The sequence below is a fragment of the Mesorhizobium sp. M0701 genome (genome assembly GCF_040320365.1).
Taxonomy (GTDB): domain Bacteria; phylum Pseudomonadota; class Alphaproteobacteria; order Rhizobiales; family Rhizobiaceae; genus Mesorhizobium.
Genome location: NZ_JAMYPO010000015.1, coordinates 119,894 through 138,443, shown reverse-complemented (window position 1 = coordinate 138,443; position 18,550 = coordinate 119,894). Strand labels below are relative to the sequence as shown.

Annotated in this window: 16 protein-coding genes; 9 read left to right on the top strand and 7 right to left on the bottom strand. The window is 65.3% G+C overall.

Translation table 11 applies throughout. The features are described 5' to 3' along the window. The first annotated feature begins 367 nt into the window (after positions 1–367). The 3 genes from NKI24_RS17070 (at position 368) to NKI24_RS17060 (ending at position 5,703) form a co-directional block, all read left to right on the top strand. Complete coding sequence (locus tag NKI24_RS17070) at positions 368–991, top strand: CDGSH iron-sulfur domain-containing protein (RefSeq protein WP_352457281.1); 624 nt, start codon at positions 368–370, stop codon at positions 989–991. Between the two features lie 245 nt (positions 992–1,236). After that, complete coding sequence (locus NKI24_RS17065; RefSeq protein WP_352746842.1) at positions 1,237–3,264, top strand: hydantoinase/oxoprolinase N-terminal domain-containing protein; 2,028 nt, start codon at positions 1,237–1,239, stop codon at positions 3,262–3,264. A gap of 267 nt (positions 3,265–3,531) precedes the next feature. Next, positions 3,532–5,703, top strand: coding sequence for a malate synthase G (locus NKI24_RS17060; protein WP_352449628.1), 2,172 nt, complete (start codon positions 3,532–3,534; stop codon positions 5,701–5,703). Between the two features lie 251 nt (positions 5,704–5,954). Here the strand turns inward: NKI24_RS17060 and NKI24_RS17055 are convergent, their stop codons facing one another. From NKI24_RS17055 to NKI24_RS17040, 4 genes are all read right to left on the bottom strand, one after another. Continuing rightward, positions 5,955–7,487 carry a YifB family Mg chelatase-like AAA ATPase gene (locus NKI24_RS17055; RefSeq protein WP_352449627.1) on the bottom strand — a complete coding sequence of 511 codons (1,533 nt, stop codon included), beginning with the start codon at positions 7,485–7,487 and terminating at the stop codon, positions 5,955–5,957. A 162-nt stretch (positions 7,488–7,649) separates the two neighbouring features. Next, the gene (gene gshB / locus NKI24_RS17050) at positions 7,650–8,591 is read right to left on the bottom strand and encodes a glutathione synthase (RefSeq protein ID WP_352449626.1); all 942 of its coding nucleotides are present in this window, start codon (positions 8,589–8,591) and stop codon (positions 7,650–7,652) included. Between the two features lie 216 nt (positions 8,592–8,807). Next, the gene (locus NKI24_RS17045; RefSeq protein ID WP_352449625.1) at positions 8,808–9,182 is read right to left on the bottom strand and encodes a GtrA family protein; all 375 of its coding nucleotides are present in this window, start codon (positions 9,180–9,182) and stop codon (positions 8,808–8,810) included. An 8-nt stretch (positions 9,183–9,190) separates the two neighbouring features. Continuing rightward, on the bottom strand, positions 9,191–10,198 hold the full coding sequence (locus NKI24_RS17040) for a glycosyltransferase (RefSeq protein WP_352449624.1): 1,008 nt from the start codon (positions 10,196–10,198) through the stop codon (positions 9,191–9,193). Positions 10,199–10,327: 129 nt separating this feature from the next. Between NKI24_RS17040 and NKI24_RS17035 the strand changes: the two genes are divergently transcribed. The 6 genes from NKI24_RS17035 to NKI24_RS17010 all read left to right on the top strand — a co-directional run bounded on the left by NKI24_RS17035 (position 10,328) and on the right by NKI24_RS17010 (position 16,762). Beyond that, positions 10,328–12,130, top strand: a complete 1,803-nt coding sequence (locus NKI24_RS17035) for a GtrA family protein (RefSeq protein ID WP_352449623.1) — start codon at positions 10,328–10,330, stop codon at positions 12,128–12,130. A gap of 131 nt (positions 12,131–12,261) precedes the next feature. Next, entirely contained in the window at positions 12,262–13,029 is a 768-nt protein-coding gene (locus NKI24_RS17030; protein WP_352449622.1) for an SDR family NAD(P)-dependent oxidoreductase, read from the top strand. Further along, positions 13,029–13,973, top strand: a complete 945-nt coding sequence (locus tag NKI24_RS17025; protein WP_502901467.1) for a 2-dehydro-3-deoxygalactonokinase — start codon at positions 13,029–13,031, stop codon at positions 13,971–13,973. Before NKI24_RS17030 ends, NKI24_RS17025 begins: the two co-directional genes overlap by 1 nt. Further along, entirely contained in the window at positions 13,970–14,608 is a 639-nt protein-coding gene (locus NKI24_RS17020) for a 2-dehydro-3-deoxy-6-phosphogalactonate aldolase (RefSeq protein ID WP_352746836.1), read from the top strand. The genes NKI24_RS17025 and NKI24_RS17020 overlap by 4 nt, the downstream gene beginning before the upstream one ends. Continuing rightward, positions 14,608–15,489, top strand: coding sequence for an SMP-30/gluconolactonase/LRE family protein (locus NKI24_RS17015; RefSeq protein ID WP_352449619.1), 882 nt, complete (start codon positions 14,608–14,610; stop codon positions 15,487–15,489). The genes NKI24_RS17020 and NKI24_RS17015 overlap by 1 nt, the downstream gene beginning before the upstream one ends. A 214-nt stretch (positions 15,490–15,703) precedes the next feature. Then, on the top strand, positions 15,704–16,762 hold the full coding sequence (locus NKI24_RS17010) for a D-alanine--D-alanine ligase family protein (protein WP_352449618.1): 1,059 nt from the start codon (positions 15,704–15,706) through the stop codon (positions 16,760–16,762). Here the strand turns inward: NKI24_RS17010 and NKI24_RS17005 are convergent. From NKI24_RS17005 to NKI24_RS16995, 3 genes are all read right to left on the bottom strand, one after another. Beyond that, positions 16,759–17,046 (bottom strand): DUF1330 domain-containing protein, encoded by a 288-nt coding sequence (locus tag NKI24_RS17005; protein ID WP_023679856.1) that lies wholly within the window; start codon positions 17,044–17,046, stop codon positions 16,759–16,761. The two genes, NKI24_RS17010 and NKI24_RS17005, sit on opposite strands and share 4 nt — an antisense overlap. Before the next feature lie 169 nt (positions 17,047–17,215). Next, a complete protein-coding gene (gene pyrF / locus NKI24_RS17000; RefSeq protein WP_352449617.1) occupies positions 17,216–17,929 on the bottom strand; it encodes an orotidine-5'-phosphate decarboxylase in 714 nt (237 codons plus the stop codon). Next, entirely contained in the window at positions 17,926–18,522 is a 597-nt protein-coding gene (locus NKI24_RS16995) for an NADPH-dependent FMN reductase (protein ID WP_352449616.1), read from the bottom strand. Before NKI24_RS16995 ends, pyrF begins: the two co-directional genes overlap by 4 nt. Between the last annotated feature and the right edge of the window lie 28 nt (positions 18,523–18,550).

The following is an 18,550-nucleotide window of genomic DNA, read 5'->3' as shown; positions in this document are numbered from 1 at the left end:
GTCGCTCCTTCGCTCAACTGCCTCTCCAAAGAATCCTTTCTCAGCCTAAACTCAACCCCAAAATCGCCATATGCGATTCCCCTGCCCTCGAGGGGGAGAGGGCCGTCCCGCGAGTGCAGGCCGGCAACGGAATTCAAAGCTGAAACAAAAAACCCGCCTCGGCGGGCGGGTCGTTGGAGCCAATTGGCACCATGCGCAAATTAATAGCATAGCTGCCGGCACAAAGCAAGAACAAAATGTGGTGCTGCGAGCAAAAAATGCGAATTCCCTTACCGCCGCGCCCGAGGTCGGCCCTCACGAGGGGGAGAATGCTGCCTTGACGTCGTCCCGACTGTCGCCATAGCGTAGTCCGACAGGAGACCCACCCATGGCAGTGGTCGAAGGCGAGAACATCGACATCGGCTTTTCGGGAAAACGTTGCATCCATTCGCGCAACTGTGTGCTTGGCGATCCGCATGTTTTCGTGCCCAACGCGCCCGGCCAGTGGATCCACCCCGAGGCGGCCAGCGTCGAGAAGATCGTGGCGCTCGCCGAAGCCTGCCCGTCCGGCGCCATCACCTATATCCGCAAGGATGGCGGGCCGCAGGAACAGCCGCCGGTGGTCAACATTGTGCGCATAAGGGAAAACGGTCCGCTGGCGCTGCATGCCGAGATCGTGCTGGGCGGCGAAACGTCTTACCGCGCCACGCTCTGCCGCTGCGGCGCCTCGGAAAACAAGCCGTTCTGCGACGGCAGCCACGCCAAGACGGGCTTCATCGCCACCGGCGAGCCGGCGCTGAAGGACACGCCGGCGCTGGAAGTGCGAGATGGCCCGCTCACCGTCACGCCGACGACCAACGGCCCGCTCAAGCTCGAAGGCAATGTCGAAATCGTCACCGGCACCGGCCACACGGTCGACCGTACGCAACGCGCCTTCCTCTGCCGCTGCGGCCACTCCGCCAACAAGCCGTTCTGCGATGGCTCGCACAAGCGCGTGGGGTTTGTGGGGTAGCCTAGCGATCTCCCCCCTTGAGGGGGAGATGTCGCCGAAGGCGACAGAGGGGGTCGGTACGTCCTGACGCCAACGCCATCGCGGCCAGAGAATGCCGGGGCTCCACGCGAGACGACCCCCTCTGGCCTGCCGGCCATCTCCCCCTCGAGGGGGGAGATTACGCTGCCTTGGCCCAGCCATCGCGGCTTTATCGGCCCGTTCATATCCGGTAAGGGGCGGGGCAAGAGAATTCTCCGGACCCGCCAATGACCGCCAAGACCAAATCGCCACCCCTGTTCCTCGGCATCGACACCGGCGGCACCTATACCGACGCCGTGCTGTGGTCGGAGGCCGGCGGGCCAAGCGGCAAGGTGCTGGCAAAGGCCAAGGCGCTGACGACACGGCACGATCTGGCGGTCGGCATCTCCGGCGCGGTCGATGCGGTGCTCGAAATGGCCGGCACCGACCCGGCAGCGATCAAACTGGTGTCGATGTCGACGACGCTAGCCACCAATGCGCTGGTCGAGGGCCAGGGCGGCCGCGTGGCGCTGGTGATGATTGGCTTTGCCGAAGGCGACCTTGCCCGCGACGGGCTGAAGGCGGCGCTCGGCACCGACCCGGTGGTGTTCTGCCCCGGCGGCCACGATGTCCATGGCAATGCGGCAACGCTCGATCTTTCCGGGCTGGAGGCAGCTTTGCCGGAACTGGAAAAGTCGGTATCCGGCTTTGCCGTCTGCGCCTATTTCGCCACCCGCAACCCGGCGCATGAGCTAAGCGCGCGGAACCTGATCCGCGACAGGACCGGCCTGCCGGTTACCGCCAGCCACGAACTGTCGGCCAAGCTCGGCGGCCCGCGCCGGGCGCTGACGACATTGCTCAACGCCAGGCTGATCTCGATGATCGACCGGCTGGTCGCGGCAACGGAAGGCTTTTTGGCCGCGCGCAACATTGCCGCCCCGCTGATGGTGGTGCGCGGCGACGGCGCTCTGGTCTCGGCTGCCTTTGCCCGCCAGCGGCCGATCGAGACCATCCTGTCCGGCCCGGCCGCCAGCCTCGTCGGTGCCCGCCACATGACCGGCCTCGACGATGCCGTGGTCTCCGATATCGGCGGCACCACCACCGATGTCGCCGTGCTCGACAAGGGCCGGCCGCGGCTTGATCCGGAAGGCGCCACCGTCGGCGGGTTCCGCACCATGGTCGAGGCCGTCGCCATGCGCACCTTTGGCCTCGGCGGCGATTCCGAAGTGGCGCTGGAGGACGGCGCGCTCAGCCCGAAGATCCTGCTCGGCCCGCGCCGCCTGGTGCCGCTGGCACTGGCCGGCTTGATGCATGGCGAGGCCGTCACATCAGAGCTCGAACGCCAGCTGCGCGCGCCCAACCCCGGCCGCATGGATGGCCGGCTGGCGGTGCGCACCGGCGTGCCGGAGCGGCTGGCGGCCGGACTGACCGGCGCCGAAGCCAAGCTTTACGAGCTGATCGGTGCCGTGCCGCAGGCTCTCGACAGATTGCTGACCTCGAATGCCCAGAACGCCACCTTGAACCGGCTGGTGTCGCGCGGGCTGGTGCATGTCGCCGGCTTCACGCCGTCGGATGCGGCGCATGTGCTGGGCAGGCAGGCCAATTGGGATGCGACCGCGGCGCGTCTGGGAGCCGAGCTGTTCGCGCGCAGGCGCGACGGCCGCGGCCAGTTCATCGCCGCCTCGCCGGAGGCGATCTCGGAACGGGTGCTGACCGCGCTGACCCGCCTGTCGGCCGAAGTCATCCTCGAAACCGCCTTTGCCGAGGACGGGCTGGATGGCGCTGCGACCGTCGCCCATGCCCTGGTCCAGCGCGCCGTCGACGCGCATCCCGGCATCGCCCGCTTGAGCGTCGCGCTCGACCGTCCGGTGATCGGCCTCGGCGCCTCGGCGCCGCTGCATTATGCCGGTCTGGCCGAGCTGGTCGGCAATCGATGCGTGGTGCCGCAGGATACCGATGTCGCCAACGCGCTCGGCGCCGTCGTCGGCCAGGTCCGGGTTTCGGCCGAGGCGCGGGTCAGCCAGCCCAAGGAAGGGCTGTTCCGCGTTGCCTCAGGTGAAAGCGTGCGCGATTTCAACGACGAGGCGGCGGCAATCGCGGCAGCGGAGAAAGATGTGCGCGCGATTGCCGCTGGACGGGCGAAGGACGCTGGCACCGACAGCGCCGAGATCGAAATCGCCAGCGAGTTCCGCGTCTCCACAGTAGAGGGCCAGCGCATGTTCATCGAGGCGCATGTCGTGGCGGTGGCGTCGGGACGGCCAAGGATTGCGGTGTGAGCGCGTAATCTCCCCCCTTGAGGGGGAGATGTCGCCGAAGGCGACCGAGGGGGTCGCCTCGCATGAAGCGCGACGCGATTTGGTGCAAAGAAGAGGTTGCACTCCACGCGAGGCGACCCCCTCTGGCCTGCCGGCCATCTCCCCCACAAGGGGCCCTCAAGGGGGAGATCGGCAGCGAAAACGCCCTACCTTCACCCTGAGCTGAATTGACCCTGCCACCGTGACATGCCAAAGGCCCGGCCTAGCCTTTCGTCTGGAGAAGCCCTGATGACCGATCGCGTCGAGATCGCCGGATTGCGGATTGCCCGCGAGCTTCATGATTTCGTCGTGAACGAAGCGATGCCGGGCACCGGCATCGAGGCGGAGGCATTCTGGAACGGTTTTTCGGCGATCGTCCATGATCTCTCGCCAAAAAATCGGGCGCTGCTCGAAAAGCGTGATGCCATGCAGGACAAGCTCGACCGCTGGTATCGCGACAATGGCGCGCCCGTCGACATGGAGGCCTACAAGACGTTCCTCCGCGAGATCGGCTATCTCCTGCCCGAGGGGCCGGCGTTCAGCGTGACCACCGAAAATGTCGACCCGGAAATCGCTTCGGTTGCCGGGCCGCAGCTGGTGGTGCCGGTGATGAACGCGCGTTATGCGCTGAACGCCGCCAATGCGCGCTGGGGCTCGCTGTACGATGCGCTCTACGGCACCGACGCTATCCCGGAGACGGCCGGCGCCGAGCGAGGCAACAAATTCAATCCGGCGCGCGGTGCCAAGGTCGTCGCCTGGGTGAAAAGCTTCTTCGACGAGGCGGTGCCGCTCACCACAGGCAAATGGGCCGGCGTCAACGGGCTTTCGGTCGCCAACGGCATGTTGCGGCTCGGCGAGGGTGCCGGCGCCACCACGCTTGCCGACCTCAGACAGTTTGCCGGCTATCGCGGCGATGCCGCCGACCCCGAAGCCGTGCTGCTCACCAAGAACGGCCTGCACATCGAAATCGTCATCGACCGCAACAACCAGATCGGCCGCACCGATCCGGCCGGCATTGCCGATGTCGTGCTGGAATCGGCACTGACCACCATCCAGGACTGCGAGGATTCGATCGCCGCAGTGGATGCGCAGGACAAGGTGCTGGTCTACCGCAATTGGCTCGGCCTGATGAAGGGCGACTTGGCGGAGGAGATCACCAAGGCCGGCAAGAGCTTTGTCCGCAGGCTCAACCCCGACCGCACCTATACCGCGCCCGATGGCGGCACGCTGACCTTGCCCGGCCGCTCGCTGATGCTGGTCAGGAATGTCGGCCACCTTATGACCAATCCGGCGATATCGGACCGCGACGGCAACGAGGTGCCGGAAGGCATCATGGATGCGGCGCTGACGGCGCTGATCGCGCTGCATGACATCGGCGTGAACGGGCGCCGCGCCAATTCTCGCGCCGGCTCGATGTACATCGTAAAGCCCAAGATGCACGGGCCCGACGAAGTTGCCTTCGCCGTCGAGATTTTCGACCGCGTCGAGGCGCTGCTCGGCGTGCCCAAAAACACCATCAAGATGGGCATCATGGACGAGGAGCGGCGCACCACCGTCAACCTCAAGGAGGCGATCCGCGCCGCGAAAGAACGCGTCGTCTTCATCAACACCGGCTTCCTCGATCGCACCGGCGACGAGATCCACACCTCGATGGAAGCCGGCCCGATGATCCGCAAGGGCGACATGAAGCAGGCCGCCTGGATCGCCGCCTACGAAGCCTGGAACGTCGACATCGGGCTGGAATGTGGGTTGGCCGGCCACGCCCAGATAGGCAAAGGCATGTGGGCGATGCCCGACCTTATGGCGGCGATGCTGGCCGAGAAAATCGCGCATCCCAAGGCCGGCGCCAACACCGCCTGGGTGCCGTCGCCGACGGCGGCGACGCTGCACGCCACCCATTATCACAAGGTCGACGTCCATGCCGTGCAAGCGGCGCTGAAGAGCCGGCCCAAGGCAAAACTCGACGACATCTTGTCGGTGCCGGTCGCTGTGCGGCCGAACTGGTCGCCAGAAGACATCCAGAAGGAACTCGACAACAATGCGCAAGGCATTCTGGGCTATGTCGTGCGCTGGATCGACCAGGGCGTCGGCTGTTCGAAAGTGCCTGACATAAACGACGTCGGTCTGATGGAGGACCGCGCCACGCTGCGCATCTCCTCGCAGCACATCGCCAACTGGCTCCATCACCGCGTCTGCACGCCCGAGCAGGTCATGGAGACGATGAAACGCATGGCGGCGATCGTCGACCGCCAGAACCAAGGCGATCCGCTCTACCGGCCGATGGCGCCGGATTTCGACAAGTCCATCGCCTTCCTCGCCGCCTGCGACCTGGTCTTCAAGGGGCGCGTGCAACCCAACGGCTACACCGAGCCGGTGCTGCACGCACGGCGGCTGGAGCTGAAGGCGCGGGATAACGGCTGAACCGAAAGCACGATGCACGCCGGCCAAGGGTAAGCGCCGGCGTCCCCCTCCCCCTTGAGGGGAGGGTGGCCCGAAGGGCCGGGTGGGGTCGCCAACGCAGTGCGCCAACCCAATTCTGACGGTGCGCCTTAGGAGGAGCATCGCAACGCTCCGCACCTCGGTCGGTTTCGAAATGCGACAGGCCGAGCGTCTCACCGGCGACCCCACCCGGCCGCTTCGCGGCCACCCTCCCCTCAAGGGGGAGGGGAACGTCACGCCGCCTGTGCCATCCGTTCCGAGCTCATGCGGTAGGAAATCGCTTCGGCCAGATGGATGCGGCCGACCGTCTCGCTGGTCTCGAGATCGGCCAGGGTCCGCGCCACCTTCAAGACGCGGTGATAAGCTCGTGCGGAAAAGCCGAGCTTTTCGCTGGCATCCCTCAGCAGCGACAGGCCGGCGGCGTCGGGCATGGCGATCTCCTCGATGACTGACGGCGAGCAATGCGCGTTGGTGGTGGCGGAGGTCGCGCCGAGCCGCTCGAAGCGCTCTCGCTGGATCGTACGGGCGCGGGCAACACGTAGTGCGACGGCGGCACTTTTCTCCGCCCGGTCCGGCCGGATCAGATCGCTGGCCGAGACCGCCGGCACCTCGATCCTGAGATCGATGCGATCGAGCAGCGGGCCGGAAATGCGCGCCTGGTAGTCGGTGCGGCAGCGGTCGCCGCGCAGGCAGCGATAGCCAGGCTCGCCGGCCATGCCGCAGCGGCACGGGTTCATCGCCGCGACCAGCTGGATACGCGCCGGGTAGGTGACGCGATGATTGGCCCGGGCGATCATGCAGTCGCCGGTCTCGAGCGGCTGGCGCAACGCATCGAGCGCCTGCGGCGAGAATTCGGGAAACTCGTCGAGGAACAGCACGCCGTGATGGGCAAGCGAGGCCTCGCCCGGCCGCACGCGCAGGCCGCCGCCGACCATCGCCGCCATCGAGGCCGAATGGTGCGGCGCGCGGAACGGCCGCCGGTCTGTGAGTTTTCCTTCGCCGAGTTCTCCGGCCACCGAGGCGATCATCGAGACTTCGAGCAATTCCCTGGGTGCCAGCGGCGGCAGGATCGACGGCAGCCGCTGCGCCAGCATCGACTTTCCCGACCCCGGCGGTCCGACCATCAGAAGATTGTGGCCGCCGGCCGCCGCCACCTCCAGCGCCCGCTTGGCGGTCTCCTGGCCCTTGATGTCGGCAAGGTCGGGCAGGTCGCGCGCCGAGGCATGGATGCCGGCTTCCGGCCGCGACAGAACTTGCGTGCCGCGAAAATGATTGGCGATGGCGATCAGGCTGCGCGGCGCCAGTATGTCGAAATCCTTGCCGGCCCAGGCCGCTTCCGGCCCGCAGGCGAACGGGCAGATCAAGCCCTTGCCTTCGGCGTTGGCACCGATCGCCGCCGGCAGCGCGCCAGCCACCGCGGCGATGGTGCCGTCGAGCGACAATTCGCCAAGCACGACATAGCCGGCCAGCATGTCGCCCGGAATGGCGCCGAGCGCCGCCATCAGACCGAGGGCGATCGGCAGATCGTAATGGCTGCCTTCCTTGGGCAGGTCGGCCGGCGCCAGATTGACGGTGACCTTCTTCGACGGCATCGACAGGCCGGATGCATGAAGTGCTGCCTGCACCCGCTCGCGGCTTTCGGCTACAGCCTTGTCGGCCAGCCCGACGATGTGCATGTTGACCTTGCCCGGCGCGATCATCACCTGCACGTCGACCGGCACGGCCTCGATGCCCTGGAAAGCAACCGTGCGAACCCGCGCCACCATGTCTTCACCCCGGATGCAGGCTTTTGCCCCAAGCCTTTGCGATCATGCCGCGAAGGCGTCACCCGAGACAACCACAGATTTCCGGCGAAGGCAAGAACATTTGGGGAACAGCTGAGCGCAACGGCTGCAATGGTTTGCAACGCGGCCGCTCGCGAAGCGAGGCTAGTTGCGCTTCTCCTCGACGGCATCCCAGAACAGGCTGGCGATGTCGGCGCCGCCGAAGCGCTGCACTTCGCGTATGCCGGTCGGTGAGGTCACGTTGATCTCGGTCATGTAGTCGCCGATGACGTCGATGCCGACGAGGATGAAGCCGCGCTCCTTCAGCGCGGGACCGATGCGGGCGCAGATCTCGCGTTCGCGTTCCGTCAATTCGGTTTTTTCGGCGCGGCCGCCGACATGCATGTTGGAGCGCGAATCGTGCTCGGCCGGCACGCGGTTGATGGCGCCGACAGGCTCGCCGTCAATCAGGATGATGCGCTTGTCGCCAGCCCGCACCTCCTTGAGGTAGCGCTGCACGATGTAGGGTTCGCGGAACAACTGGCCGAACATTTCGAGCAGCGAGGCGAGGTTGCGGTCGGCCTCGTGCAGGTGGAAGATGCCGGCGCCGCCATTGCCGTAGAGCGGTTTGACGATGATATCGCCGAACTCCTTGCGGAAGGCTGCGACCTCGAGCGGGTCCTTGGTGATCAGCGTGTCCGGCATCAGGTCGGGAAATTCAGTGACGAAGATCTTTTCCGGGCTGTTGCGCACCCAGGCAGGGTCGTTGACCACGAGGGTCTTCGGATGGATGCGCTCGAGGATATGCGTGGTGGTGATGTAATTCATGTCGAAGGGTGGATCCTGCCGCAAAAGGATGACGTCCATCTCCGAAAGATCGGTGCGGACTTCTTCGCCCAGCGAATAATGATTGCCCTTCTCGTCGCGAACCTGCATCGCCTCGATACGGGCAAACACCTTGCCGTCGCGCAGCGACAGCCGGTCGGGCGTGTAGTGGAACAACTGGTGGCCGCGCCGCTGCGCCTCCAGCGACAGCGCAAACGACGTGTCGCCGGCTACCGACACGGTGGAGATGTGGTCCATCTGGACGGCGACTTTCAGGGGCATGGCAGCTCTCCGGCGCACTTGGAGCGATCCACTTGGACGCACAAAGTACGCTCCAACATTTTTTGAATCCATGCATCGTGCTTTCCGAAAATCGATTCCGATTTTCGGGCCGATGCATCGACGACAGCGATATAAGGAAATCGGCGGCTTCTGCCAATCGGCCAAGGTCACGATGAGGCTGCGCTTCGCTTGGCGCAGACCTCGACGCGATAGTTCTCAGCGGTCGAAGACCAGCTTGGAATAGCCGAGGAAGGACAGTGCCATGGCGACCAGCGAGGCGACCGCAAGGGCTATGAGCGGCGACACCATCGGCAGTGCGAACAGCATGGCGCAATAGACGAGATAATTGACGACGCTGGTGGCAATGCCGACGCCGCCATAGCGGGCGCCCTCTTGCGCGACGCCGCGGCTGGAAGGCGAGAAGGTCAGATGGCGGTTGATCAGCCAGGTGACGGACAGGGCAAAACCGATCGAGATGATGCGAGCCGCGAAGGGGCCAAGCGGCGCTATCGCCAACACCAGCCAAAGCGCCGCCGCGTCGGCGACGAAGCCGATGCCGCCGGCGACAATGAAGCGGGCGAGGCGTCCCATTTAGGGCTCTAAGCCGCCCGCGGGGTCTTGCGCGGTCCGGTCTTCAAAGTCGCGAGCGCACTTGCGCGTTCGCGTTCGACGCGGCCGGAAGGCATCGACAGATAGAAGATGCGCTTCTGCTCGGCCCGGCCGCGCGACACCGAATCGAGGATTACCCCGGTCACCGCCGCCAGCATCGACAGCAGCAGCAGCCCGACCGACAGCACCCACGTCGGCATGCGCGGCACAAGCCCGGTTTCGGCGAACTCGATCAGCACCGGCGCCATCAGAAACAGGCTTGATGCCAGGAAGAACACCGAAAAAGCGCCGAAGAAACGCAGCGGCTGCGTCTCCTTCATCAGCATGGCGAACATCCACAGGATCTTCGCGCCGTCGCGAAAGGTCGACAGCTTCGACGAGGAGCCTTCCGGCCGGCGGCCATAGTCGAGTCCGATCTCGCTGACCGGCAATTTGAGCTGCGAGGCGTGCACCGACATTTCGGTCTCGATCTCGAAACCGCCGGAAACGGCGGGAAAACTCTTGACGAAGCGCCTGGTGAAGGCGCGGTAACCCGAGAAGATATCGGTAAAGTCCGAGCCGAACAAACGTTTGTAGAGGCTGTTGAAGATGCGGTTGCCGAAGGCGTGGCCTGTCCTGCCGGCGTCGTTGACGACGCCGCGCCTGGTGCCCACCACCATGTCGGAGCGCTCGGTCAGCAGCGTGTTGATCAGTTGTGGCGCGTCCTCCGGCGCATAGGTGCCGTCGCCGTCGGCCATCAGGTAGATGTCGGCCTCGATGTCGGCGAACATGCGGCGCACGACATTGCCTTTGCCCTGGCGCGGCTCGCGCACCACGATGGCGCCGGCGGCGCGGGCTCGGAGCGCCGTCAGGTCGCGCGAATTGTTGTCGTAGACATAGATCGCGGCGGCAGGCAGCGTTTCGCGAAAGCGCCGCACCACTTCGCCGATCGTCAGCTCTTCATTGTAGCAAGGCAGGAGCACGGCGATGCTCGGCTCATGGCGCACTTCTTGTGGCATTTTCGTCTCCGGATGCCCTGTGAGGCCCCTGACCACTCAAGCGCCGGCCTCGCTCGGGCGGCTTTACTATTTATTGAAGCTGTTAAGGCTAGGTTTAAACCGCACCGTATTCCTTCCAAAGGTCCTGATATGAGCACAGCCGACGATGGCGCCTCCATTTGGAGGTCCGATATCGCGCTGGCGCTGCTTGCCACGCTGCTGGCGCTTGCCGTCAATGCCTTTGCCGGCTTCCCGGCACTGACCAATGCCGGCGGCGACAACGACAATCTGCTGCGCCTCGTCGAAGTTCGCGACATGCTGGCCGGCCAAAGCTGGTTCGATCTCCACCAGTACAGGATGGGCCTGGAAGGCGGTTTCGTCATGCATTGGTCGCGGCTGGTCGATGCGCCGATCGCCGCCATCATCATCGCCGTATCGGCCCTGACCGGCAGCGCGGCCTTTGCCGAGAATGTTGCGCAAGTGCTGTGGCCGGCGCTGCTCTTCTGCCTGACCGTATTTTTCACGGCTCGCGCCGCGCGCAGCTTTGCCGGTGACAGCGCCGTGCTGCCCGCTGTCGTGATCGGCGCTGCCGCACTGTATTTCCTCGGCATTTTTTCGCCTGGCGCGCTCGATCACCACAATGTCCAGCTGATGCTGAGCATGGCCAGCCTGAGCCTGTTGCTTGAAGCGCCAAGGCGCAGGCCGGCGGCATTGCTCTCCGGCCTGTGCGCCGGATTGATGCTGGCCGTCGGCATGGAAACCGCGCCTTATGTCGCCACCATCGGCGCCTCAGTCGCCACGCTGTTTGCCCTCGACGCCGATGGCGAGAGGTCGATTGCCAGGGATTTCGGCCTCGGCTTTGCCGGCGTCTCCGCCCTCGTCTTTGTCGTCACCATCCCGTGGTCCGCCTGGGGTCAGGCGCAATGCGACGCCTTCTCGGCCGTGCAGTTGGTCGTCGCAGCGATTGCCGGAACCGGCCTTGCGGCGATAGCGTCGATCGAGCCCGCCGGCCGCACGCGCCAACGGCGGTTCGCCTCGCTTGGCCTGCTTGCCCTGATATTGGCCGCTCTCGTCGTCCTTTTGTTCCCACAATGCCTGGCAGCGCCCTACGCCAACCTCGATCCGCGCCTCAAGGAGCTATGGCTTGATCACATCGACGAGGCGCAATCGCTGTTCAAGCTGGTCGCTGAAGATCCGGCCGGGGTGGTGGCGCGCTATGCCACGCCGCTCATCGCGCTCGTGCTGATGGCGCTTCGCCTTGGCCGTGGCGGCTGGCGGCGGCAGGACAGCCTTGTCGGCGCGCTGCTTGTCGTGGCCTTCATCGTCAGTGCTTGGCAGGTGCGCGGTTCGACATTCTCGATCGCCTTCGCTGTCGTCCCGCTTGCCGCCTGGATTGCCAAATGGCGTCAACGGGCCGAGGTCAGCCCGTCGCGCAGCGTGGCGCTGCGCATGGCCGCCGTCTGGCTGGTTTCGGTGAATGCCGTCTGGACTGGGGCTGCCGCGGCAACCTCGGTCGCCTTCGAGGACAGCAGTACCGCCGCCGATAATGGCGACGGCGCCGATGTCGCTTGCCAGCGCATGGCCTCCTTTGCGGCGCTTGGCCGCCTGCCAGGCACCACCATACTGGCAATTTCCAATCTCGGATCGCCGATCCTGGCCTATTCCGGACATCACGTCTTCGCCGGGCCCTATCATCGCAACGTCGCCGGCAACCTGCTGGCGCTCGATGCCTTCCTTGGGTCCGATGCGGATGCCAGGACCATCCTGGCGGATCATCACGTCGGCCTCGTCGCGCTGTGCCCCGGCAGCGCCGAAAGCAAGCTCCTCGCAGCCGAGGCGCCGGCAGGCTTTCTTGCCGGGCTGATGCGCGGCAGCGTGCCGGAATGGCTTGAGCCGGTTGCCGGGACCAGCGGAGCCGCCGTCGAATTGTACCGCGTCCGGCTGGGCAGCTGATCGATCGGCGGCCCGTGCGGCCTTTTGTCGGACGTAAGTCCTGACAATCCACTCTTTCGCCCTTGCCCACCCGACACGGCTGGATAGGATGCGCGCCGGCCGACTGCGATTATTGGACCGGGAGAGAATTCATGATGCCATCGGCGCGCTTTGCCGACCTCGAAGGCGCTTCGGTGCTCATCACCGGCGGCGGCTCCGGCATTGGCGCCGCCTTGACCGAGGGATTTATCCGCCAGGGGGCAAAGGTCGCCTTCATCGATATCGCGGACCGTCCGAGTGTGGCGCTGGCCGATCGGTTAGAGAAGGAGCTGGGCCGGCGGCCGCTTTATCTCAAGACCGACATACGCGACATCGAGGCGTTGCGGCTATCGGCGGCCAAAGCTGCAGAGGCGCATGGCGACGTGACCGTGCTGGTCAACAATGCCGCGCAGGATGACCGTCATGCCGTGGAAGACGTCACGGTGGAGTTCTGGGACAACAATCATGCCATCAACCTGCGCCCGCATTTCTTCAGCGCACAGGCGGTGGCGCCGGGCATGAAGCGGGCCGGCGGCGGCTCGATCATCAACTTCACCTCGACCTCGTTTCTCATCAACCATCCCGATATGCCGGCCTACACCGCCGCCAAGGCCGGCATCGTCGGCCTCACAAAGGGTCTTGCCGGCAAGCTCGGCGTCGACGGCATCCGTGTCAACGCGATCGCGCCCGGCTGGGTAATCACCGAGCGGCAGAGAAAGCTCTGGGTCACCGAAGAAGCGCTCGCCGCTCATGTCGCCAAACAGTGCATCAAAGAGGTGATGCAGCCGGAAGACATTGTCGGCACTGTGCTGTTCCTGGCGTCGGATGCCTCACGCATGCTGACCGCGCAGATGCTGATCGTCGATGGGGGGTTCCTGTGATCTCATCGAGCAAGGCAGCTTCCGTCGCGGCCGTCGACTGGGGCACCACCCGTATGAGGGTCTGGCTGCTCGACGGCGCCGGCAAGGTTCTCGCCGAGCGGCGCGGCGATGACGGGCTGATCACCGCCCAGGCTAAAGGATTTTCGTCCATTCTCGAAGGGCATCTGGCTGCCCTGGGCGCAGCCGAGGCGCTGCCGGTCATCATTTGCGGCATGGCCGGTTCGCGCCAGGGCTGGCTGGAGGCGCCCTATGTCAGCGTGCCGGCGCCGATCGGCGCTATTCTCGCCGGCGCTGCCCGCATCCCCGGCCAGCGCCGCGACATCCGCATCGTGCCTGGCCTTGCCCAGCGTCTGGCCGACGCCCCGGATGTCATGCGCGGCGAGGAGACGCAGCTTGCCGGCGCCGGTTTGCCGGCAAAGGGACGCCATCTCGTCTGCATGCCTGGCACCCATTCCAAATGGGTGCTGGTCGAGGACGGCTCTGTTGCCGGTTTCGGCACCTGGCCGACCGGCGAGCTGTTTTCGGTGCTGGCCGCGCACTCGATCCTGCGCCATTCGCTGGGCGAGCCGCCGAAGCCGGTTGCCGCCGAAAATCCATTTTTCCGGGAGTGGTGCCTGAAGGCGTTGGCCGAAGGCGGTGACATCGGTTCAAGACTGTTCTCGATCCGCGCCGCCAGCCTGCTGCAGGATCTGAAGCCCGAGGATGCCGCCGCGTGCCTGTCCGGCCTGCTGATCGGCGGCGAGATCGCTTCGGCAAATCGCCGTTATGGGGCCGTGCCCGTCGTGCTGATCGCGTCGGGCGCACTCGGCAAGCTCTATGCCGAGGCGCTCGGCCTTGCCGGGCTCGCGGTCAGGGTGGTCGACGCCGACGAGGCGGTGCGTGCCGGTCTTGCTGAAGCCGCGCGCGAAAATGGCATGATCGCTGGAAATGGAGTTGCCGCATGACCGAAACCGCACCTTTTCCAAAGCTCGAGCGGGGTCTGGTCGCCATCCTGCGTGGCCTCAAGCCAAGCGAGGCGGTGGCGATCGGCCAGGCGATCTTCGGCGCCGGTATCGAAGCGATCGAGGTGCCGCTCAACTCGCCCGATCCTTACGCCTCCATCGCCAGCATTGTCGGAGCGCTTCCTCCAACAGCCTTGGTCGGTGCCGGCACGGTGTTCAGCGCCGCCGATGTCGACGGCCTGCACAAGGCCGGCGGGCGGCTCCTGGTCAGCCCCAATATCGATGCCGAGGTCATGGGCCGGGCCATGCACTACGGCATGGTAACGATGCCCGGCGTGTTCACGCCGACCGAGGCATTTCAAGCAATCCGGCTTGGCGCCTCGGCATTGAAATTCTTCCCGGCGAGCGTGCTTGGCGCGGCAGGCATTTCGGCGATGCGCGCGGTGCTGCCTGCCAGTGTGCTGGTCGGCGCGGTCGGCGGCGTTTCAGATAAGGATTTTGCCGGCTACAAGGCAGCCGGCGTCAGCGTCTTCGGTCTTGGCTCCAGCCTGTTCAAGCCGGGCACGAGCGTCGACGAAGTGGCAGCGCGAGCGAAAGCCGCAGTTCAGGCCTGGGACGCGGCGTTTGGAGTGGCATAATGAGCGAGACCATTGTTTCGGTTTTTTCCGACCATGTCTGCCAACTCGGCGAGGGACCAAGCTATGACCCTGCCACCGACACGCTCTACTGGTTCGACATCGTCAACGGCCAGCTCCTCGAACAGCGCCTGTCGGGCGGTGCCGTCAAAATCCACGAGCTCGGTCAGATGGCCAGCGCCATCTGCATCATCGACGACCAACGCCAGCTGATCGCCACCGAGACCGGTCTGCATGTCCGCGACGTCGCGACCGGCAAGCTGACGCTGCACACGCCGATCGAGGCCGACAATACGGTCACCCGCTCGAACGATTCACGCGTTCACCCTTGCGGCGCGCTGTGGGTCGGCACCATGGGCAAGGGCGAGGAGAAGGGTGCCGGTTCGATCTACTGGTTCTTCAAGGGCGAGCTGCGCCGGCTCTATGCCGACGTCACGGTGCCCAATTCGATCTGCTTTTCCGAGGATGGGACGATCGCCTATTACACCGACACCAGCACCGGGCTGTTGATGCGCGTCGGCTGCGATCCGGTGACCGGACTGCCGGTTGGCGAACCGAAGGTCTTCGTCGACCACCGTTCGGCCAAGGGCTATATCGATGGTTCGGTGCTCGACCGTGACGGCATATTGTGGAACGCCTGCTGGGGCGGCAGCGTCGTCGAAGCCTATGGACCCGACGGCAAGCTTGTCCGTTCGGTGGCGATGCCGGCGACGCAACCGTCCTGTCCAGCTTTCGTCGGCAGGAACGCCGACCGGCTGGCGGTCACCTCCGCCTGGTCGGGCAAGAGCGAGAAGCAGCGCCTGCTCGACCCGCAAGCCGGCATGACATTTATGCTCGACATTCCAGTCAATGGTCGCTTCGAGCCGCGCGTGCTGATTGGCTAGACCCATATCTAGCACTGTCGTGCAGGCGTCCAGCTGACGTCGGTTCCGCGAAAGCCGAATGCGCTCGCCGTGCGATGCTTGAACGCTTCATCGTTTCGCGGGAACGCTGAACCGCTCTATCTCTTTGTTTTGACGCAATTCCGGACGGAAAACCGTTTCACACTTTTCCTGGAATTGCTTTAGGCAATCGTGCTGCCGGGAAATCGTTTCGATCATGTCAAGCCGCGAGCCCAAGCTGATCCTTGTCTACGAGCCGGAAAAGGCTTGCTTCGATCGGCTGGTCGCCGATAACCACGTGCCGGAGCGTGCCGCCGAAATCGCCTCCTATCTGGCGCAATCGACCGACATCGCTGCTGAATTCGACGCACTTGCCGCCGCTTGCCAAAAGCGCGGCCTGTCGTTTGCGCCGGTGACGCTCGACGACGCCGCAAGCGTTCTCGCCGGCGAGGACCCGAACACCACGCTTGTCTGGACGCTGACCGACGGCGTCGCCTATTTCCGCGGCGGCGCCGCACCGGCTCTGGCACGGCTGAATGGCCTCAAGACGATCGGCGCCGACGATGCGCTGTTCGCGCTCTGTCAGGACAAGTTCCGGTCCGGCGCCGTGCTCGGCGCGCTTGGCCTGCCGGTGCCGCAGGCGGGCCTTGCCCGTGACGGCGCCTGGCTGGTCGCGCCACCGGCCTCGCCCGCCGGCTGGTTCGTCAAGCCGAACCGGCTCGGCGCCAAGATCGGCATCTGGCCGGATTCGCACTGCCACGATCTCGGCCACGCGCTGGAGCTTAGCCGGCGCGTCTTCGCCGCCTATGGCGACGATGTCATCGTCCAGCCCTATGTCGCCGGCCGCAACGCGCGCGCCAGTTTTCTCGGATTGAGGCCGGATACCGGCGTCGAGGCGCTGGGCATCGCCTTTGTCGATTCGGGCGGCGATTTCCAGACCATGCAGGACAGCCTGGCGCTTTACGGCGATACCGGCGCAGCGGCGAAAGCTGCGGGAAAATATACCGAGCCGGTGCTGCTGCCGGTCGCCGGCAGCCAGCCTGAAGCCGACGCAAGAATCCGTCGCATCGCCGAACGCCTGATGGTCGGGCTTGGCCTGCGGGATGTGTTTTCCATCGATTTCCGGGTCGAAGCCGACGACAGCGTCCACCTCATCGAGTTCGAGGTCTGCCCCGGCCTGCCCTGCTTCGATTTCCGCGATTACTGTCGCCAGCAATGGGGCTTGAGCCTCGCCGATGCGATGGCGGAGGCAGCGGCGAACCGGCTTCTCGCCTAAATCCCCTCGACCAGCACGATTTCGCCCTCGGCCACCTTCTGGCGGATCGCGACGGCGCGCTGGTATTCGGGCGAGTGGTAGCAGTCATGCGCCGCCGCAAGCGACGGAAACTCGATGATCACGTTGCGGTCGCGGCCCGGCCCCTCGGCTTTCTCATGCGCGCCGCCGCGCGCCAGGAACTTGGCGCCGAAGCGGTCGAAGGCCGGTTTGGCAGCTGCGACATAGTCCTTGTAGCCTTCCGCATCGCGCACGTCGACGCGAGCGATCCAGTATCCCTTGGGCATGGTATTTCTCCTGGTTTTGGCCGTGCGCGGACCGATTTTGAAAGTCGCTCCGGTGAGATGGCTGGGGGTGTTTTCGAGAACCGGAGCGGAGCGCACTTAAAGTACGTGAGCACCGGAAGCGGAGAAAACGCCGTCAGACGGCCGCCGGAGCAAGTTTCGGAATTGGTCCTCAGGCCGAGCGCATTTCATCGAGGATCGCTTCCGCTGCCGCCCGCCTGTCGGCCGCACCGACGATCGGCCGGCCGACGACGAGGTGGCTGGAGCCGTTGCGGATCGCCTGCGCCGGCGTCACCACGCGTTTCTGGTCGCCATGGTCGCTGCCCTTCGGCCGGATTCCCGGCGTCACAACCGCCAGGGCGGGGCCGACGATGCGGCGCACCGCCTCAGCTTCCTCGGCCGAGCAGACGATGCCGCCCATGCCGGCATGCAGCGCCTGCTCGGAGCGCCTCAGCACCAGTGTATGCGGATCATATTCATAGCCGGCGTCGATCACGTCCTGCTCGTCCATCGAGGTCAGCACGGTGACCCCGAGCAGGCAAAGGTCGCTGCCCCTGGCAGCCTCGACCGCCGCCTTCATCGTCTTCGGATAGGCATGGATGGTCAGCATGCTCATGCCCATCCTGGCGATGTTTTCGACCCCCTTGGCCACCGTGTTGTCGATGTCGAGCAGCTTCATGTCGAGAAAGATCCTGGTGCCGCCGCTGGCCAGCTCGCGGGCGAAGTCGAGCCCGCCGGCAAAGGCGAGCTGGTAACCGATCTTGTAGAAGGAGACGATCCCGTCGAGCTCGCGCACCGCTTTCTCGGCTTCCTTCAGCGTCGGCAGGTCGAGGCCGACGATCAGCCTTTCCTGCATCGTGTCGGCATGCGCGGCGTCCGGGATCATGCCTCGATCCGCGTCGACAGCATGCGCGAGGTTTCGATCAGCGTTCGGCATAGGTGCTCCATCGATTGGCGTAGTCTCTCGTCCCGGAACTTGCCCTCGTCGTCGAAGGCGTTGCCGCCCTCCGGCACCGAGCATTCCGGTGTCACCACCTCCATCCGGCAGCGTACCAGAACGGCGCGCAGATGGTTGATGCAGCGTATCCCGCCGAAGGGTCCGTTGGAAGACGAGCAGAGGCCGGCGACCTTGCCGGCAAGCGGCCTGAACGTCCGGCCGCCATCCTTGCGCAGCTGGCTCACCCAGTCGATGCTGTTCTTGAGCAACGGTGGAATGGAGCCGTTATATTCGGGCGTCGCGATCAGCAGCCCGTCATGGGCGGCGATCATCCGGCCGAGCTTGAAAGCATTGTCGGGAATGCCTTCTTCCTTTTCCAAATCCTGGTCGAGGATCGGCAGCGGATAGTCGGCGAGCGAGATGCGGGTCACCTCGGCGCCCTGCATGGCAAGTTCCTTCTGTGCCACGTCGGCGGTCCTGCCGCTATAGGCGCCGCTGCGCACCGAACCGGCGACGACGAGAATTTTCGGGATCACAGCCATGGGTCTGCCTTGTCACCCGATGGGTATA